The sequence below is a fragment of the Aureimonas sp. Leaf324 genome, assembly GCF_001423245.1.
In the GTDB taxonomy this organism is placed as follows: domain Bacteria; phylum Pseudomonadota; class Alphaproteobacteria; order Rhizobiales; family Rhizobiaceae; genus Aureimonas.
The window spans coordinates 115,691-131,726 of record NZ_LMOH01000023.1 but is presented as its reverse complement, the minus strand read 5'-3'; the positions used below and the strand labels follow the sequence as shown (position 1 = coordinate 131,726).

Here is a 16,036-nt window from a genome sequence, read left to right as displayed (position 1 = left end):
GTTCATTGTTCGGACACGCCGTCCTCATTCGACGGCTCCTTCGCCGTCGACCCGTGTGAGTTGCGCCAAGCGACCGCTATCCTGGTTCGCGACCTCGAGACATCGAGGGGACGTGGTGGCTTCCAGCAGCAGGTCGCCATCGCCCCCATCCGGCTCGCCGACGGGACGCTGGCGGGTTCGCTGTCTGCGTACGTTCCCGCCGGGAAGCCCCCTTTCGGCGCCGTCGAGGGACGGGTTATGAGCGAACTCGCCGCCTTCCTCGCCGGGCAGATCGAATGCGCCCGCGGGACGGCCGGGGCGGCTGCCCCGTCCAACTTCGACGGCATCGCCTCGACCTCGCCGGACGGCATCGTCGCCGCCGATGCCGCCAACACGATCGTCGCGTGGAACGCCGGGGCCGAAAGGCTCTTCGGCTACACCGCCGAGGAAGCGATCGGCCAGCCGCTCGACATCATCGTGCCCCTCGGCAACCGCAACGCGCACCGTGCAGGCGTCGCGCGCGTCGCCGGAAACGGGCCCGCGAACCTCATCGGCCGCTCGGTCAACCTCCACGGACTGCGCAAGGACGGGACGCAGATCCCGATCGAACTCTCGCTGTCGCAGTGGATGGAGAGGGGCGAACGCCGCTTCGGCGCGATCATCCGCGACGACAGCGAGCGCCAGCGGCTCGAGGAAAGCCTTCGCGGCGCGACGATGCTCGATCACCTGACGGGCCTCGCCAACCGCGCCAGCCTCGACCGACGCCTCGCGGCCCTCGCCGCAGCGGGCCGCCGGGTGACGCTTCTCCTGATCGATCTCGACGGCTTCAAGGAGGTCAACGACACGCTCGGGCATCTGGCCGGCGATCACGTCCTCGCCGAGGTCGCCGCGCGCCTGCGATCCCACGTCGTCGGCGGGCAGTTCGTCGCGCGCATGGGCGGCGACGAGTTCGTGGTCCTGATGGAGGACGACGCGAACCCCCTGGCGGGCGCCTGGCTCGGCGAAACGCTGATCGACGCGATCGAGCAGGCGATCACGATCGAGGACGCGATGGTCAGCATCAGCGCCAGTATCGGCGTCGCCTGTTCCAGCGGCGACGCCACGGCGGACCGTCTCGTCGGCGACGCCGATCTTGCGCTCTACAAGGCGAAGCGCGGCGGGCGCGGGCGCACCGAACTCTTCACCCCCGATCTTCGGCTGAAGATCGTCGAGAAGGGCCTTGCGCGCGCCGAGCTCGCCGCCGCCTGGGCCGGTGACGAGTTCGAGCTGTACTATCAGCCGCAGATTTCACTGCGGAGCGGCCGCCTTTGCGGCGCGGAAGCGCTCCTGCGCTGGATCCATCCCCGGCGCGGCGTCCTGGCGCCGGGCGCCTTCCTGCCGCTTCTGGAAGCGGACGCGCTGGCCATATCGGTCGGCGGCTGGATCATCGACGAGGCCTGCCGTCAGGCGGCCGAATGGCGCGCGGGGCCGTTCCCCGATTTCCGGATCGCGATCAATCTCTTCGCGCTGCAGTTCAAGTCCGGCGACATCGTCGGCGAGGTCACGCGGGCGCTGGAGCGCCATGCGCTTCCGCCGGACGCTCTGGAACTCGAGATCACCGAGAACACGATCCTGAAGTCCGACGAGCGGATCCTGAAGCAGCTGAACCGGCTGCGCGAGATCGGCGTCGGCCTCGCCTTCGACGACTTCGGCACCGGCTTCGCTTCGCTCAGCATGCTGCGGCACTATCCTGTCACGAAGATCAAGATCGACCGCACTTTCGTCAGCGGCGCCGACGTGTGCGAGCGCGATCGCGCGATCACGCAGGCGCTCGTGCAGATGGCGCACGGCCTCGAGATCGAGGTGATCGCGGAAGGGATCGAGACCGTCGAGCATCACGCGCTGATGCTCGGGCAGGGCTGCGACATGGGGCAGGGGTATCTCTACAGCCGTCCCGTCAACGCGCGGACGTTCCGCGCGCTCAGCGAGGCGATGCCGACGCTTCGGGCGGCGGGCTGAGGGGGCCGGCCGACCGCGCGAGCCCGCGCTCGATCGCGTCCCAGACGCCGGGCGCCGCCATCTGCGCCGCGTTGAAGCGCATCATCGACCCTGCGGTGCCCGACGAGCTGAACACGTCGCCGGGTGCCAGGACGACGCCCCGGCCGGCGCAGGAGCGCGCAAGCTCCGCCGCGCTGGCGGCGCCCGGCATCTCGCACCAGAGGCCGAAGCCGCCGCGCGGCTCGGTCCAGAGCCGGAAGCCGAGATCGTCGAGGCGTCGCGCGGCGTCGCGGCGGGCCTTCGCCAGACGGCCCCGCACGCTCTCCATGTGCCGGCGGTAGCCGCCATCGGCGAGAACCTCGTGCACGAGGCCGGCCGACAGGGGGCTCGCGGCGCCGAATTGCGTCGCGATCTGAAGGTCGGCCAAGGTCTCGATCCATTCCGGCCGCGCCGCGATGAAGCCGCAGCGCACCGACGCCGACAGTGTCTTGGAGAAGGAGCCGATCCGCAGCACGCGCTCCAGTCCGTCGAGGAGGGCAAGGCGTGCGGACGGCTCGGGCTCGAAGTCCGCGAAGATCTCGTCCTCGACGATGGCGACGTCATGGGCGGCGGCCGCCGCGAGCACGCGGTGCGCGACAGTGGGCGACAGGGTGGCGCCCGTCGGATTGTGGATCGCCGAGTTCGTCACATAGAGGCGAGGCCGAAGCCGGGCGGCCCGTTCGGCGAAGACGGCGGCGTCCGGGCCGGCCGGCGTCATGGGAATTCCCACCACATCGACGCGGTGTGCCGAGAGAAGCGCGCGAAAGTTGAAATAGCAGGGATCGTCGACCAGAACCGTGTCGCCCGGCTTCAGGAGGAGGCGGCAGATGAGGTCGAGCGCCTGCGTCCCCGAGCTTGTCAGCAGGATCGCGTCCGGTCCGACGTCGAGCCCCTCCGCCGCGAACTGTCGCGCCAGGAGACGCCGCAGCGGCGCATGGCCGCGCGAGACGCCGTAATCCGTCAGCATCGCGTCGTCAGCCGCCCGTGCGGCGCGGCGCATGGCGCGGCGCAGCGCGTCGGTCGGCATCCAGTCCGCCGGCAGCCAGCCACACCCGGGCTTGGCGACCTGCGCATCGGCATCGAGCGACTGCCGTGACACCCAGAACGGATCGATGGCCCGCTCGGCATCGCTGCGGGCGACGGAGAGCGGCGGCGGGGCGATGCCTCTCGCGACGAAGAAACCCGAGCCGGGACGCGCCCGAACGACGCCCTCTGCCACGAGACGCTCGTAGGCCTCGACCACGGTCGAGGGCGACACGGAAAGGCGGGTGGCGAGCGCGCGGATCGAAGGGAGCCTGTCGCCCACCGGCAGCTTTCGCACCGCGATCTGCTCGCGCACCGCCTCCATCACCGCTTCGGTCCGCTGTCCGGCCATGCCTCTTCGCTCCTCCGACCGTACCGGTCGCATCACCCATACGGTTCGGTGCGATTGTATGCTTCCGTGTCTGGCCCCGCCAAGCGGCTATCCCTACCCCTGAACCGGAAATCGGAGGGCAGGCGATGGCGAGATCGATGGCGGGTTGGGGCAGCGGGCTTCTCGGGGTGCTCATCTTCAGCGGTTCGCTGCCGGCGACGCGCGTCGCGGTCGCGGATTTGCCCCCGCTGTTCCTCACCTCGGCACGGGCGACGATCGCTGCGGTCCTGGCGGGTGTGGTTCTGAGCGTCTCGCGCCAGCGCCTGCCTCTCAGGTCCGACCTGCCTGGTCTCGTCGTCGTCGCGCTCGGGGTCGTGGTCGGCTTCCCGCTTCTCACCGCGCTGGCGCTGCAATCCGTCACCGCCTCCCATTCGATCGTCTTCATCGGCCTTCTGCCTCTCGCGACGGCGCTGTTCGGCGTCGTGCGCGCGGCCGAACAGCCGCGCCCGGCGTTCTGGGTGTTCTCGGGCCTCGGCGCGCTTCTCGTCTCCGGCTTTGCCTTCATGCAGGGCGGGCGGGGTTCGTGGCAGGGCGACGCGCTGATGGTGGCCGCCGTCCTCGTCTGCGGCCTCGGTTATGCCGAAGGCGCGCGGCTCTCCCGGCGGCTCGGCGGATGGCAGGTCATCTCCTGGGCGCTGGTCCTGTCGCTTCCCGCCATGGCCTGCCTCGCCGTCGTCACGCGACCTGCGAGCCTGTCGGCGACCGGCGTGCCGGCCTGGGCGGGGCTCGCCTATGTCTCGGTGTTCTCGATGCTGGTCGGCTTCGTGTTCTGGTACCGCGGCCTTGCGCGCGGAGGCATCGCGGGCGTCGGCCAGTTGCAGCTGCTCCAGCCGTTCTTCGGCCTCGCTCTCGCCGGCTGGCTTCTCGGCGAAGCCGTGCCGCCGCTCATGGTGGCGGCGACGCTCGGCGTGGTCGCCTGCGTCGCGGGCGCCCGGCGCTTCGCCTGACCGGCCGGTTCAGGCCGCGACGCGGACGCCGGCCGCTTCTTCGGTCGCGATCGCAAAGGTCTCGCAGGCCCAGCGCGTCGCCTCGTGCCGCCGGTCGCCGTCGAGCGCGCGTTCGAGATGGACGGTCCGGGCGTCGCGCGGATCGAGGCGATAGACCGCCGTCCAGTCGCCGTGGAAGACCATCCACACCTCGCCCGGCCGCTTGGCGTGGCCGGTGCCCGGATGGCGGGACAGGCCGAGGAACAGCCTCTGCGACCCGGCGCCCGCGAGGGGATGGGGAACGGTCTGCGGGTTCGGCATGCGTCTGTCTCCGCCATTCGTCGCGGGACCGATGCGCTGCGATATGGCGGGGCTCCGTTTGGTTGCCGGTGCGGCCACATCCCCCTTGCGGAGCGCCACCTTGCCCGGACGGCAGGTTGGCGTTGGACATCGGTCCAACTCTTGATGCTGGTGGGTGCCTAACAGGTCCCGTCGCCGGTTTCAACGGGGCCGACCAACGCGCATAGTGCTGCACCGTCATCGTGGACACGGCGAGTTGTGCTGCCGGCCGGCGCTTGGACGGTTATGAAGCGAGAGGATGGCGTGTCGAGAAGCCGCGGGCGCGTGGACGATCAATGGCCCGCAAGCCTTCATGCCGCCATCTGCGTGCCGTATCGCGCGGCGCCCGCCATCGCACGGCACCCGTCCACCGCATCGGACACTCCGCCCATGACCGACCCCGACGGCTCCGCAGGCCTTCCACCCCCCAAGCTGCGGGGCGTCGAACATGTGCTTGCGGCGGCCGGTTACTCGATCAACGGCGGGCGGCGGCTCCTGCGCGAGCCCGCCTTCCGGCACGAGATCCTGTTCGGGTTGGTGCTCGTCTTCCTCCTGGCGCTGCATGGCGCCTCGGCCGCGGCCTTCCTGATCCAGCTCGTGCTTCTGGCGATCCTCGGCGCGATCGAGGCCGTCAACACCGCGATCGAACTCATCGTCGATCGCGTGTCGCCGGAGTTCTCGTCCTTCGCCAAGCACGCCAAGGACCTCGGATCCTTTGCGGTCTTCTGCCTTCTCGTCGCCAACGCCGCCTTCTGCGCGGCGGTGCTTCTCAAGGATTCGACGTCGTTTCTTTGACGGCGCCCGCGCGGCGGCGCTTGGCCTCGGCGCGGCAGCGGTCGGAGCAGTAGAGCACCTCGTCCCAAGTCTTGGCCCAGGCTTTGCGCCAGACCATCGGGCGGCCGCAGTTGAGGCACGTCTTCTCGGGCAGGTCGGCCTTGCGCCGCATTTTCGGCATTGATGTCCTCGCGCGATCGGGTCGCAGGAACCGAACGGCGCGGCGCCAAGTTCCAGCGCGCAGGTCGCGCGAAGGACGCGGCAGGCTGGGAGGATGATGATGCTGGCATCGCTGCAGACGGGCTACCGGGCCCTCGTGTTCGGGGCGACCGGCGGGATCGGCAGCGCGGTGCTCCGGGCGCTGGAAGCGGACGCGCGATGCGGCGAGGCGCTGGGTCTGTCGCGGCGCAACGGCTTCGACCTCGAGGACGAAGCCTCCATCGCTGCGGCGGCCGAGCGTCTCGGCAGCGGTGAATTCGACCTCCTGTTCGACGCGACCGGCGGCCTCCAGCTCGACGGCTACGGCCCGGAGAAGTCGCTGCGGGCGATCGATCCGGCCGGCATGGCGCGACAGTTCGCCGTCAACGCGATCGGTCCGGCGCTGATCCTGAAACACTTCGCGCCGCGCCTGCCGCGCGGGCGGCGGGCGCTCTTCGGAACCTTAAGCGCTCGGGTCGGCTCGATCGGCGACAATCGCCTCGGCGGCTGGATTTCGTATCGCGCAGCCAAGGCGGCGCTGAACCAGATCGTGCGCACGGCGGCGATCGAGGTCGCGCGCCAGCGCCCGGAAGCCGTCCTCGCGGCGCTTCATCCCGGCACGGTCGCAACGCGCCTGTCCGAGCCGTTCGCGGCAAGCCACGACCGCCTCGAACCCGACGAGGCGGCCGCCGCACTGCTTTCCGTTCTCGACAGCCTGCCGGCCGAGCGGAGCGGATGCTTCGTCGCCTATGACGGCAAGCCGATCGAGTGGTGAGGCGTCAGCGGTCGGTCTCCGCCTTCGCCAGCTTGTCGACCGTCGCGACATAGGCGTCGGCATCGAACTTCTTCAGCGTCGCCGGTCCGAGATAGCGGATGCTGCCGAAAACGGGACGCCTGCCCCAGGGCCGGTCGTGCAGGCCGAAGAGCCAGGCGACGTTGGTGAAGGAGTTGGCGTCACGCCCGTCGAGGAAGTAGCGGTTGTTGAGCCGCAGTGTCCTGGCGAAAGCCTCCTCCGGCGAGGCCGACCATTCCAGGATCTTCTTGCCCCAGTACATGCGCAGCTGGTTGTGCATGTAGCCGGTCTCGCGCATCTCGCGCATGGCGGCGTTCCAGTAATGATCGTGCGTCTCGCCGGCCGCGAGTTGGCTCTCCGAATAGACATGCTCGCGCTTGTCCTCCGCGTGCTCGCCGAGCGTCTTGCGGCACCAGTCCGGCAGGCAGGCGTAGTCGTCGTATTTCTCCTCGTAGAAGACGTGGTTGATCGCGAGTTCCCGCCGCACGATCAGTTCCTCGAGGTAGGACGTCTTGTCCTCGTCGCCGCCGGTCTTCGCCTCGCGCACGGCCAGCGCGATCTCCAGCGGCCCGATCTGCCCGAAGTGGAGATAAGGGCTCATGTGCGAGGCGGCCGCCGCCTCCGGCCGGTTGCGGTTGGTGCCGTAGGTCGCGAAGGACTTTCCGAGGAACGCCTTCAGGCGCTTGCGGGCCTCGCCCTGGCCGCCGCGAAAGCGGGTGACGGCCCCTATCTTGTGGTCGAGCTTCATCGAGGCGACGAGCTTGGCGGGGTCCGAAAGGTCGAACTTCGACTTCGGCACGTCGGCAGCCTGCTTGTGCTTGACCCGCCGCTCCGACAGGGGCTGGAGGAACTCGTCCCAGAGCCTGTGGATCTTCGGGCGCAGCGTGCGTGCGGCGTATTCGTGCTTGGGCGACGCGGTCTCGACGGGGACCACCGTCTCGGTCTCGATCTGGTGCAGCGGGCAGTCGATGGCTTTCGCAAGCCTCCGCCGCCACTCCTTCTCGATCCGGAGATAGCCGCGGTCGCACACGGTCAGCGCGGCCTTCTTCGACAGCCGGAGGGCGATCTCGTCGGGGTCGCCGAGCGCGCCGTGGAAGGTTACGTGCCGCTTGGCGAGATCGGCCTCCACCTCGGCCAGTCCCTCGACCATGAAATGGTAGTGCCGCGCGTTGCCGTCGGGAAAGGCGTCGGTCATCCCGAAGACGCAGACGAGTGGCAGATCGAGCTCGTTGGCCCTGTCGATCGCGTATTCCAGCGCATGGTTGCCGTGCGCGCGCTTGGCCGCCTGCATCCAGTAGAGGACATAGGCGCCGTTCTCGCGCGGGTCGCCCTCTTTCAGCATGCGGATGCGTTGCGGCTGGATGGTCATGCCACGGGTCCTCGGTACGGGGGCAGGGGTCAGCCGCGACGCGGCAGGGCGAGACGGCGTTCCAGAACGGTGAGGCCGTCGAAGACGAGAACGGCGAGCAGGCCGACGATCACGGCGCCCTGCACCACGAAGGCAGTGTTGCCCGACAGGAGCCCGGCGATGATGACTTCGCCAAGCGTCGGCGCGCCGACGGTGGAGCCGATCGTCGCCGTGCCGAGGCCGACCACGACCGACAGACGCAGCCCCGCGACGATCAGCGGCAGGGCGAGCGGCAGCTCGACGCGCCAGAGCCGCTGCCATGGCGTCAGCCCGACCCCGCGCGCGGCTTCCATCACCGGCGGTCCTGCCGCGTTGAGGCCCGCCACCGCATTCTCGAAGATCGGCAGCAGTCCGTAGAGGAAGAGCGCGAACAACGTCGGCGCGAGACCAAAGCCGACGGCCGGCACGGCGAGCGCAAGAACGGCGACGGGCGGAAAGGTCTGGCCGATGTTGACGATGCTGCGCGACAGGGGAAGGAACTCCGCACCGAAGCGGCGGGTGACGAGGATCGCCAGCCCCAGGGCCACCACGAAGGCCGCAAGGATGGATGCGAGCACGAGCTCGACGTGGCTCGCCGTCAGCGCGAGGAGGCTCGTCTGCGTATAGATCGCCGGCGCGCCGTTGTTCGTCAGCGGCTGGAGCAGCGGCGCGAAGGTCTCCGGCTTCAGGACCGCGGCGGCCAGAAGCGCGATGCCGAGCGTGCGGGCGAGGGGCGCGGCAAGGTTCACGCGGGGCGCGCCGCGCTCTGGATCAGCGCATCGCGCCGGATGATGCCGGCCGGAATGCCCCGCTCGTCGAGCACGGGCGCCGACTCGCGGCCCGACCACAGAAGCTCGGCGAGGGCGTCGCGCCGGTTGAGGCCGCGCGCGAGCGGCGCGCCGAATGCCTCGCCGGGCTCCAGCAGCCCGTCGATGTCCTCGACCGCCAGGAGGCGCAGCGCCCGGTCGCCGCTGCCGACCATCTCCTCGACGAAGCCGTCGGCCGGCCGCGCCAGGATCTCCGACGGCGTGGCGCACTGGACAACGCGCCCGGCGCGCATCACGGCGATCCGGTGGCCGAGGCGGATCGCCTCCTCCATGTCGTGGGTGACGAGGACGATCGTCGTCTCCGTCGCCTTCTGCAACGCCTCGAGGTCGCTCTGCGCCTTGGCGCGGATGATCGGGTCGAGCGCGCCGAAGGGCTCGTCCATCAGGAGGATGTTCGGCCGGGCGGCGAGCGCGCGGGCGACGCCAACGCGCTGCTGCTGGCCGCCGGAAAGCTCCTGCGGCAGCCGGTCGGCGAACTCGCGCGCCGGCATCTGGAAGAGCTCGAGCAGTTCCTCGACGCGGTGCGCGATGTCCCGCTCGCTCCAGCCGAGAAGGCGCGGCACGGTCGCGATGTTCTCGGCCACCGTGCGGTGCGGGAAGAGACCGTGGTTCTGGATGACGTAGCCGATCCGGCGGCGAAGCAGCGGCCCGGGCACCGAACGGATGTCGGTGCCGTCGATGCGGATTTCGCCCGATGTCGGCTCGATCATCCGGTTGATCATCCGCATCAGCGTGGTCTTGCCCGAACCGCTGGTGCCGACGATCGCCATCACCGTGCGCGGCTCGATCGTGAGAGACACCTCGTCCACCACCGGGCCGGCGTCGTATCGCTTGGTGACGCGGCGGATCTCGATCATGGCGCGGTCCCCTTGGGCGAAATGGAGGCGAAGTCGATGGCGGCATCGAGCACCGTTGCCGATGCGAAGGCGAGAGCGACGGTCGGCAGCGCGCCGAGAAGCACGAGATCGGTCGCGTTCTGCCCGAGCCCCTGGAACACGAAGACGCCGAACCCGCCGCCGCCGATCAGTGCGGCCACGGTGGCGAGCCCGATGTTCTGGACAAGGACGATGCGGATGCCGGCGAGGATGACGGGAAGCGCCAGCGGCAGTTCGACGCCGACGAGGCGCTGGCGCCGCGTCATGCCGAGGCCCGTCGCCGCATCGCGCGCGGCCTCGGGCACCGCGGCAAGGCCCGCCAGCGTGTTGGCGACCACGGGCAGCATCGAATAGAGGACGAGCGCGACCAAGGCCGGCGCCGCGCCGATGCCGCGGATGCCCAGCGCTGAGGCGCCCGGCACATGCAGCGCCACCCAGCCGAGCGGCACGATCAGGAGGCCGAAGAGCGCGATCGACGGTACGGTCTGCACAACGTTGAGGACGGCGAGCGCAGGCGCACGAAGCGTCTGGATGCGCCAAGCCAGCACCGCGAAGGGCACCCCGAGCGCGACGGAAATGGCCATCGACCCGTAGGCGAGCGCGACGTGGCGCGCGCCCTCCGACCAGAAGGTGCCGGCGCGCACGGCGTATTCGCGCATGACCGAAAGACCGTCGAAATGGCCCGTTGCCAGTAGGGCGCCGAGGACGAAGAGGATGCCGGCGAGGAGCGCAAGCCGCGCCACCGGACCGGGCCGCAGCCGGGTCAGGGCGTCGGTGAAGAGAAGCGCGAAGGCCGCGAGCGCCGTCCAGAAGCCGGAGGCCGGCGAGACGCGCGCGTAAGGGTTTTCCGGCGCGGCGAGGACGCCGGGCGCCAGGCCGATCGCCAGAAGCAGGACCACGAGACCGGCGAGCGCGACGCCGACACGCAAGGTCGGGCCGAGGCGAAGGGCGCCGAGCGCGGCGCACCCGACGAGAAGCGCGAGGAGAACGGGCCCCATGCCCGCGGGGAGCGAGGCCAGAAAATCGTTCGCGACGCCTGGCACGATGCGATTCGCCTTGGCTGTGGCGAACGGCAGAAGGACGATCGCGCCGAAGAGCAGGAGCGCGGCCGGAACGCCCACCTTGTCGAGCCGCAAGGCGATCCTCGATCGTCGTCCCATGTCCGTCTGGTCGGATCGGAGCACAGGCGCGTTCGCCTCGGCCGGCGGTGTCGGAAGAAGGGCGACGGACATGGCGGGTGTCTCCGGTGCTCGTCGCGGGGTCGGCGCCTCGCGGGCAGGCCATGGTCATCGTGCGGGTGTCACCGCGTCACCCCAAGATTATGGGGCGGGCAAACGATTCGTCAGGGGTGTCGTTCCCGCCGCGACGGGATGGCGCGGTCGCCGGAGGTGCGAGGGCCCGTGACCGGGTCGCTGCCGGGAGCCCCGGACGCGTCCATCAGGTGCCCGCGATAGGCGACGACGAGCCCGATGAGCGGCGCCCGGATCGTGACGTCGAAGCGGAAGCGCCCGTCGCTCGCCGTCTCGACGGCCTCGCCCGACGGCCACAGCCATCGCGGCAGCGGCAGGCCGAGACACGTTGCCCGGCGCTGGACGAGATGGAGACGATCGCCGTTGCGCACGAGGGCGGCACCGACGCAGATCGGACCGAAGCGCTCGAACAGAAGCCGCTCGCCCCGATCGCTTCCCGCCCATTGCGTGGAGCGAAGGACATGACCACCGAAGTCGCGCGTCCAGGCCTCACCCGAGCCCCAGGGTTCGACCAGGACCGAGACGGGCACCGCCTCGCCGGCCTTGGGCAAGCCGAAGGCGAGGGCCGCGAGCCGGGCCAGCGGTCCCCGCCCGCGCCGGATCGTGGCGGTCCCGGACCAGCGATGCGGCCCCCGGCCGTCGTGGAAGGCCCGAACCTCCCGCGGAAGGGCCTCGAAGGCGTCGCCCAAGACGACCTGATAGGACGAGGCCGAACCCTTCAAAGGATGCGGCCGCGATACTCGGGGGCGGGCACCCAGCACGTCTCCCGTTTTCCGAACAGCCGGTAACGGTTCCGGGCGATCACCCGGTACACCGCGTCGCGGATCGGTCGGGGCACGACCCGGAACACCCCCATCAGCTTCCAGGGGAAGCCGATCGTCTCGTAGATGCTGAGAACCGCATCGCTGTCGCGGCGCAGGCGATCGCCCTCGACGATGATCATGGTGGAGGGATCGTTCGGATCCATCCCGTGCCTTCGGTAGAGCGCCTGCCCGACATCGCCCTGCATCGAGGCCAACCGGAACCGTCCTGCCTTGTCGTGGTCGAGCACGAACTGGGCGTTGGCCGAACACAGGACACATTCCGCGTCGAACAGGATGATCGGGCCGTCCGCCTCGGGTCTCAGTTGGGCGGCCTCTCGCATCCGTTCGTCCTTTGCGGCGCAGGCGGCGCTTCGACGCAGCCGCCGCGCCAGAGGTAGACCGCGCGGCGGCGCCGGAAAAGCCCGTGCGACGTCCTGGAGCGCTAGAACCGGAAGCGCAGCGATCCGATCACGTCGCGGCCCTGCTCGCGGTAGCAGTAGGCATTGTTGCAGAGGGACGCGCGGTTGTCGAAGAGGTTGTTGGCGTTGATCTGGGCGCGCACGCCTTCGAGCTTCGGGTTCGCCGCGCCGAAGTCGTAGCTGATCGCCGCATCGATCAGGATGCGGGAATCGTTCTTCCGCGTGTTCGTGTCGTTGGCCGCGTTGGCGCCGAGGAACCGGCTGCCCACCCCAAAGCCCAGACCTTCGGCGACGCCGGAACGGACCTCGTAGTTGCCCCAGAGCGAGAACTGGTGCTCGGGAATGCCCGCGACCTGATTGCCGACATTCTCGCCTTCGGTGAACGCGATGTCGGTGTAGGAGTGGGCCGCAACGAGGCTGAGACCGTCGGTGAGGGCGGCGTTCGCCTGCAGCTCGAAACCCTGCGAGCGCACCGCCCCCGTCTGGACCTGGAAGAAGCTCGACGTGTTGACCGGGTCGGTGACGAGGAGATTGTTCTGCTCGATGCGGAATAGGGCGGCGTCCACCGTCAGGGCGATCCAGTCGGGCGCGTATTTCACGCCCACCTCGACCTGCTCGCCCTCCGTCGGATCGAACGCACTGCCGTCGAAGGCGGTGCCAACCGTCGGGGCGAAGGAGGTCGAGTAATTGGCGTAAGGGGTGATCCCGTTGTCGAAGAGGTAGGAGAGACCGACCCGGCCGGAGAAGTTGCGATCCTCGGCCCGAACCGTCGCCTCTGGGTCGTTGTTGTCGAACGTGTCCGTGTCGAGCCAGTCGTAGCGACCGCCGACCGTCAGGACGAGGCGCTCGTATTTGGCCTGATCCTGCAGGTAGAGCCCGATCTGGCTCTGGTGCGTCGTCGTGTTGACGAGGTTGTGCGAGGTGGGCCCGAAGATCGGCTGCTGCCCGTAGTTCCGGGCGACGAGGTTGAGATCCGGCGCGGACGAGCCGCCGTAGCGGTATTGGCCGTCGAAATAGGTGTAGTCGAGCCCGCCGAGCAGCGTGTGGCCGATGGCGCCGGTCTCGAACTGGCCTTCGATCTGGTTGTCGACCGCGAACCCCCTGGCGTCGTCCAGGATTTCGCCCGCGCTTCGGCTCGCCGACAGCCCGTCCGGGTTGATGCCGAGAACCGAGACGAAGCGCATGTCGGTTGCGATCGTCTGGTAGCGGAGGTTCTGGCGAACGGTCAGCGTATCGTTGAAGCGATGCTCGAACTCGTACCCGACGCGCCCTTGGGTCTGGTCGAGATCGCGGAAGGCCGGGTCCCCCTGCTCGATGCCGGTGATGCGGGCGTCGGGCGTCGTGAAGAACCCGCGCCCACCGCCCGACTTGGTGTCGGTGTACTCGCCGAGGAACGTGAACTGCGTGTTCCGATCGTCCGAGCGCAGCGTGAAGGCCGGGGCGATAGAGGTGCGGTCGTCGCGGGCGGCGACGAACTCGGTATCGGCGGAACGCTCGATCCCGGTGATCCGGTAGAGCACGTTGTCGTTGCCGCCGAGCGGGCCGGATGCGTCGAAGTTCGCCTGATAGTGGCTGTCGGTGCCGATCTGGCCGACGACTTCGCGGAACGGCGCGTCGGTCGGGCGCTTGGTCACGAGGTTGACGATGCCGCCGGGCGCGGAGGCGCCGTAGAGGACGGAACTCGGACCCTTCAGGATCGACACCCCTTCGAGGCCATAGGGCTCGTTGCGGAAGGAGGCGAAGGAGCCGCCGAGCGAGCGCAGGCCGTCGCGGTAGTAGCCCGTGTTGGCGACGTTGAAGCCGCGAATGAAGAGCGTGTCGAACGCCGGGTCGAAGCCGAACGTGCCCGCCCGCACGCCCGCCGTGTAGCGTGCGGCCTCGACCAGCGTCTGCACGTTGCGATCGTCGAGCTCTTCGCGCGAGATGACGGAGACGGCCTGCGGCACCTTGCGCAGGTCGGTATCGGTCTTGGTGCCAACGCGCGCCTCGCGCCCGACATAGCCCTCGGTCGAGATCCCCCCGCCGACGCCGACGCCCTCCGACGCGGCGCCGCTTCCCGCGCCATCCACCACGACGGTGTCCAGCACCACGTCCTGTGCGAGTGCCGGACCGGCCATCACCACGCCGGCCAGAAGGGCGGCGCGTCGCGCGGAACGGATGGAAGGACGGGGGAGGGGCATGGATCGGCTTTCACTTCGTGGCGATTTCGTGGCATGCCCTCTCAAACATGAGTGCATGAGTCAAGTATAAGGGCCACGAAAAACGTCAGTCCGACTGACGACGAGCGGCAGGCCTGCGGAAGAACGTCTCCATGCGATGCCCGCGCGTCCTTCGACAGGACGCGCAAATGCGCTATGGGACGGGGGTGAGCGATATTCCTTCCGTTTCCGTTCGGTGCGCCGTCTACGGCGCGCCGCCATCCGACCTTCTCGACGTGCCGGACGACGCCGTTCAGGTGTCGCCGCTGCGGCCGGGGTCGGTCGCGCTCGACAGCCTTCCCGATGCGACGCTTGAGGAAGCCGTTGTCGCCGCGCCGCCCGGCTCGATCGAGCGCCGCCATGTGCTGGCGCACGCCCTTCGGGCCCTGCGGCCGGGCGGAACGCTGGACGTGCTGGCACCCAAGGACAAGGGCGGACAGCGCCTGCGCGGCGAGCTGGAGGCCTTCGGCTGCGCGGTCGCCGAGCGATCCAAGGCGCGCCAGCGCATCTGCCGGGTGGAACGGCCGGACGATCCGATCGGTCTGGGCGCCGCGATCGCGGAAGGGGCGCCGACGGTGGTGGTGGAGACCGGCCTCCATTCGCAGCCCGGCGTCTTCTCCTGGAACCGCACCGATCCGGGCAGCGCCCTCCTCATGCGTCATCTCCCGGCCTTCTCGGGGCGCGGCGCCGACCTCGGCGCCGGGCTCGGCGTGCTGGCGCGTGCGGTTCTGGCGGCGCCCGCCGTCGAGGAGCTGACGCTCGTCGAGCTCGACCGGCGGGCGGTCGAGGCGTCGAGGAAAAACGTTACGGATTCGCGCGCCCGGTTCCTCTGGGCGGATGTGCGTTCGGTGCCGCTGTCCGATCTCGACTTCGTCGTGTCCAATCCGCCGTTCCATGCCGAGGGCATCGAGGACCGCGCGCTGGGCCAAGCCTTCGTCGCTTCCGCCGCGCGCATGCTGCGGCGATCGGGAACCTTCGTCCTCGTCGCCAACCGGCACATGCCCTACGAGGAGAGCCTCCGCGCCGCCTTCCGCAGCATGACCGTGCTCGCCGACGAGGCGGGCTACAAGATCATCGAAGCGCGCAAATGACCAAGGCTCCCTCCGCTCGGCTGGACAAGCTTTTGGCCAATCTCGGCTACGCGTCGCGCCGCGAGATCCAGCTTCTGGCGAAGAACGGCCGCATCCGGCTGGACGGCGCGCCGCTCGCGCGGGCCGACGAGCGCATCGCGGTGACGCCCGATCTCGAAGCGCGGCTTGTGGTCGACGGCGAGCCCCTCGACCCGCTGCCGGGCTTCGCGCTGATGGTGCACAAGCCGCTCGGCGTCACCTGTTCCCACAAGGAGGCGGGACCGCTCGTCTACGACCTTCTGCCCGCCCGCTGGCGGCGTCGCGATCCGGCGATCTCGACGGTCGGCCGCCTCGACAAGGAGACGTCCGGCCTTCTTCTGATGACCGACGACGGCGCGCTGCTCCATCGCATCATCTCGCCGAACCGGCACGTGCCGAAGGTCTACCGCGCCCATCTTGCGGGGCCGATGACGGGCGACGAAGCCACGCTCTTTGTGTCCGGCACGCTGATGCTGGAGGGCGAGGACAAGCCGCTGAAGCCGGCCGAACTTGCAGTCGTGGGGGAGCGGGAGGCGCTCCTGACGGTGCACGAGGGCCGCTACCATCAGGTGCGCCGGATGTTCGCGGCCACCGGCAATCATGTCGAGGCCCTGCACCGCGAGATGATCGGCCGCCTCTCGCTGCCGCCCGATCTCGAGCCGGGCGCGATCCGGCGCCTCTCGGCCGAGGACGTCGCCGCGATCTTCGCCGCTTGAGCGGCGGGACGTC

16 protein-coding genes and 1 riboswitch are annotated in these 16,036 nt (G+C 69.7%); of the genes, 6 read left to right on the top strand and 10 right to left on the bottom strand.

The window, feature by feature from the left end; all coding sequences use genetic code 11:
* Positions 1–237: 237 nt before the first annotated feature.
* Positions 238–1,977: an EAL domain-containing protein gene (locus ASF65_RS12845; protein WP_162239490.1), complete on the top strand. Its 1,740-nt coding sequence runs from the start codon at positions 238–240 to the stop codon at positions 1,975–1,977.
* Here ASF65_RS12845 and ASF65_RS12840 read toward each other — a convergent pair.
* Positions 1,940–3,370, bottom strand: a complete 1,431-nt coding sequence (locus tag ASF65_RS12840; protein ID WP_055889845.1) for a PLP-dependent aminotransferase family protein — start codon at positions 3,368–3,370, stop codon at positions 1,940–1,942. The two genes, ASF65_RS12845 and ASF65_RS12840, sit on opposite strands and share 38 nt — an antisense overlap.
* A gap of 125 nt (positions 3,371–3,495) precedes the next feature.
* Between ASF65_RS12840 and ASF65_RS12835 the strand changes: the two genes are divergently transcribed.
* Positions 3,496–4,356 carry a DMT family transporter gene (locus ASF65_RS12835; protein ID WP_055889843.1) on the top strand — a complete coding sequence of 287 codons (861 nt, stop codon included), beginning with the start codon at positions 3,496–3,498 and terminating at the stop codon, positions 4,354–4,356.
* Between the two features lie 9 nt (positions 4,357–4,365).
* On the opposite strand, the gene ASF65_RS12830 is transcribed toward ASF65_RS12835, so the two are convergent.
* Positions 4,366–4,656 carry a hypothetical protein gene (locus ASF65_RS12830; protein WP_055889840.1) on the bottom strand — a complete coding sequence of 97 codons (291 nt, stop codon included), beginning with the start codon at positions 4,654–4,656 and terminating at the stop codon, positions 4,366–4,368.
* 48 nt (positions 4,657–4,704) lie between these two features.
* Positions 4,705–4,809, bottom strand: a riboswitch (SAM-I-IV-variant riboswitch).
* A gap of 255 nt (positions 4,810–5,064) precedes the next feature.
* Here ASF65_RS12830 and ASF65_RS12825 point away from each other — a divergent pair.
* A complete protein-coding gene (locus ASF65_RS12825; protein WP_055889836.1) occupies positions 5,065–5,469 on the top strand; it encodes a diacylglycerol kinase in 405 nt (134 codons plus the stop codon).
* Here the strand turns inward: ASF65_RS12825 and ASF65_RS20960 are convergent.
* Positions 5,444–5,629, bottom strand: a complete 186-nt coding sequence (locus tag ASF65_RS20960) for a DUF2256 domain-containing protein (protein WP_082505535.1) — start codon at positions 5,627–5,629, stop codon at positions 5,444–5,446. The genes ASF65_RS12825 and ASF65_RS20960 overlap by 26 nt on opposite strands.
* Positions 5,630–5,728: 99 nt before the next feature.
* On the opposite strand from ASF65_RS20960, the gene ASF65_RS12820 reads away from it, so the two are divergent.
* Entirely contained in the window at positions 5,729–6,421 is a 693-nt protein-coding gene (locus ASF65_RS12820; RefSeq protein ID WP_055890288.1) for an SDR family oxidoreductase, read from the top strand.
* 4 nt (positions 6,422–6,425) lie between these two features.
* Here ASF65_RS12820 and ASF65_RS12815 read toward each other — a convergent pair whose 3' ends face one another.
* The 7 genes from ASF65_RS12815 to ASF65_RS12785 all read right to left on the bottom strand — a co-directional run bounded on the left by ASF65_RS12815 (position 6,426) and on the right by ASF65_RS12785 (position 14,180).
* Positions 6,426–7,808 carry a deoxyribodipyrimidine photo-lyase gene (locus ASF65_RS12815; RefSeq protein ID WP_055889834.1) on the bottom strand — a complete coding sequence of 461 codons (1,383 nt, stop codon included), beginning with the start codon at positions 7,806–7,808 and terminating at the stop codon, positions 6,426–6,428.
* Positions 7,809–7,837: 29 nt separating this feature from the next.
* Positions 7,838–8,539, bottom strand: a complete 702-nt coding sequence (locus tag ASF65_RS21700) for an ABC transporter permease (RefSeq protein WP_244486691.1) — start codon at positions 8,537–8,539, stop codon at positions 7,838–7,840.
* Positions 8,540–8,571: 32 nt separating this feature from the next.
* A complete protein-coding gene (locus tag ASF65_RS21695) occupies positions 8,572–9,510 on the bottom strand; it encodes an ABC transporter ATP-binding protein (protein WP_055889827.1) in 939 nt (312 codons plus the stop codon).
* Positions 9,507–10,688 carry an ABC transporter permease gene (locus tag ASF65_RS12800; RefSeq protein ID WP_156369322.1) on the bottom strand — a complete coding sequence of 394 codons (1,182 nt, stop codon included), beginning with the start codon at positions 10,686–10,688 and terminating at the stop codon, positions 9,507–9,509. Before ASF65_RS12800 ends, ASF65_RS21695 begins: the two co-directional genes overlap by 4 nt.
* Before the next feature lie 182 nt (positions 10,689–10,870).
* Entirely contained in the window at positions 10,871–11,500 is a 630-nt protein-coding gene (locus ASF65_RS12795) for a DUF4166 domain-containing protein (RefSeq protein WP_055889825.1), read from the bottom strand.
* Positions 11,497–11,922: a thiol-disulfide oxidoreductase DCC family protein gene (locus ASF65_RS12790; protein ID WP_055889822.1), complete on the bottom strand. Its 426-nt coding sequence runs from the start codon at positions 11,920–11,922 to the stop codon at positions 11,497–11,499. Before ASF65_RS12790 ends, ASF65_RS12795 begins: the two co-directional genes overlap by 4 nt.
* Before the next feature lie 101 nt (positions 11,923–12,023).
* Positions 12,024–14,180: a TonB-dependent siderophore receptor gene (locus ASF65_RS12785; protein WP_055889819.1), complete on the bottom strand. Its 2,157-nt coding sequence runs from the start codon at positions 14,178–14,180 to the stop codon at positions 12,024–12,026.
* Between the two features lie 185 nt (positions 14,181–14,365).
* Between ASF65_RS12785 and ASF65_RS12780 the strand changes: the two genes are divergently transcribed.
* Positions 14,366–15,289, top strand: a complete 924-nt coding sequence (locus ASF65_RS12780; RefSeq protein WP_244486650.1) for a methyltransferase — start codon at positions 14,366–14,368, stop codon at positions 15,287–15,289.
* A complete protein-coding gene (locus ASF65_RS12775) occupies positions 15,286–16,023 on the top strand; it encodes a pseudouridine synthase (protein ID WP_055889815.1) in 738 nt (245 codons plus the stop codon). Before ASF65_RS12780 ends, ASF65_RS12775 begins: the two co-directional genes overlap by 4 nt.
* The last annotated feature ends 13 nt before the right edge of the window (positions 16,024–16,036 follow it).